Genomic DNA, 1,761 nt, shown 5'->3' on the forward strand with positions numbered 1-1,761 from the left:
GAAGACGCGTTCTGTTTCACCTACGGCGATGGTGTGGGAGATATCGACATAAGCGCATTGATCGCCTTCCACCTTCGCCAGGGTACGCTCGCCACTCTAACTGCTGCCTATCCGCCTGGCCGCTTCGGCGCCCTCGAAATTCGTGCTGATCACCGTGTCGCCATTTTCAAGGAAAAACCTCGGGGTGATGGGGGGATGATCAATGGTGGTTTCTTCGTGCTCTCGCCGAAGGTAATTGACCTGCTGGCGGATGACTCCACTGTTTGGGAGCGCGAGCCGCTCGCAGCCTTGGCTGAGCAGCAACAGCTTTCGGCCTACCAGCACCACGGCTTCTGGCAGCCCTTGGATACTCTGCGCGACAAGGCGTTCCTGGAAGCGCTCTGGGTTGAGGGCAAGGCTCCGCGGAAGGTATGGGAGAAATGAACGGCTTCCGGGCGGGCAAGCGCGTCTTTCTCACTGGTCACACGGGCTTCAAGGGCTCGTGGCTCGCGTTTTGGCTGCAACATCTCGGCGCTCGGGTGATCGGCTCCGCGCTCGCCCCACCGCCCGCGCCTGTTTACCGATGGTTTGGTCTTTTGCTGATGCCTGGAATTTCGGCCCAGCCGAAGCCCGCTCGGTGGCCCGGATTGCCGATCGTCTGACCGGCGTGTGGTCGCCGGAAGCCCGCTGGACCATCACTAATGCACCGCAACCGCACGAGGCCCACCATCTGCGGCGCGATTGCAAGGCAGGCCAGAAGCTAGGTTGGCATGCGCGATCATCCCGCGGCCGACTATTGATGGCAAAGACGGCGGGTCGCGTCACTTCGCTGCCGGACCCGATCGTCGCCACCATATGCGCGGATTTGGCACGCGAGCATGGAATCGCTCGCCGAGCGACATCACAAACCAGGAAATCATCCAACGCCTGATTAACACGCTTATCAATGAGTGTATCCAGATCCTCGACGGCGGCATCTCGTACCGAGCCGGTGATATCGAGGTCGTGTGGACGGCTGACTACCGCTTTCCCGATCACCAGAGTGGACAGATGTTTATGGCGGACCTAATCTGATTGTCTGAAATCAAGAACACGCTCGAGCGCTACGGCCGTGTACGAGGAAGCCAGTTGGCCAGCGACTAGCGAATCGGCGCTTGGACCGGAAGATGAAGCTGCCATCGAACGCAAAGACAACTGCCAGGACATCTCATCATGCGCGAAGCAGTCATCGTTTCCACCGCAGCACCCCCCGATCGGGCGCGCGTTCAAGGAGGCTTTCGAAAAACTTCAAGTTGCCAACGCTTCTCGGCCATGCCATCCACCACGCGGGCTACCCGATGCGAACATCGACGGGTCGGAGATCGAGGACGCCGTCCTCGGATGTTGTCTCACGCCGAGCATGAACGTTGCTGCCTGATCCGCCGCGCGCCGATCGACATGTCCGGCAGCTGGTCGAGCGATACCACCTGCGAGGACTCTGACCTCGGCCTTGCGATCTAGGAGCTCGGCTGGGTCATTCACTACATCAACCACCGCTATGGCGAAGGGCGGTCGCTCGGCACGTTTAAGGCCTTCAAGACGCAGGCACCGCTGGGCCTATAGTGGCTTCCAGATCGTGAAGAAGAACTGGCGACAGTTCCTGCCCGGCGCCAGTCGGCTGATGCAGGATCAGAAGCGCGAGTACGGATTGGGTTGGTTGAATTGGCCGGGCGCGCAGAGCCTCGGCCCTCAAACCGCTGCCGGCCGAGCCCTACGTCTTTGCCGAATGGAAGGAATGCAGGG

2 protein-coding genes and 2 pseudogenes are annotated in these 1,761 nt (G+C 60.6%); all 4 read left to right on the top strand.

The window, feature by feature from the left end:
• Window positions 1–423: sugar phosphate nucleotidyltransferase (locus CQ13_RS11575; protein ID WP_245309144.1), on the top strand; the 423-nt coding region annotated here is incomplete at its 5' end.
• Window positions 411–554: pseudogene (locus CQ13_RS42860) on the top strand (CDP-glucose 4,6-dehydratase); the annotation flags it as partial. The gene CQ13_RS11575 and the pseudogene CQ13_RS42860, both read left to right, overlap by 13 nt.
• Window positions 555–744: 190 nt before the next feature.
• Window positions 745–1,053, top strand: a complete 309-nt coding sequence (locus tag CQ13_RS11585; RefSeq protein ID WP_156433628.1) for a hypothetical protein — start codon at window positions 745–747, stop codon at window positions 1,051–1,053.
• A 324-nt stretch (window positions 1,054–1,377) separates the two neighbouring features.
• Window positions 1,378–1,761 (top strand): annotated as a pseudogene (locus CQ13_RS45560) (glycosyltransferase family 2 protein); the annotation flags it as partial.

This window comes from Bradyrhizobium retamae, from assembly GCF_001440415.1.
GTDB lineage: Bacteria > Pseudomonadota > Alphaproteobacteria > Rhizobiales > Xanthobacteraceae > Bradyrhizobium > Bradyrhizobium retamae.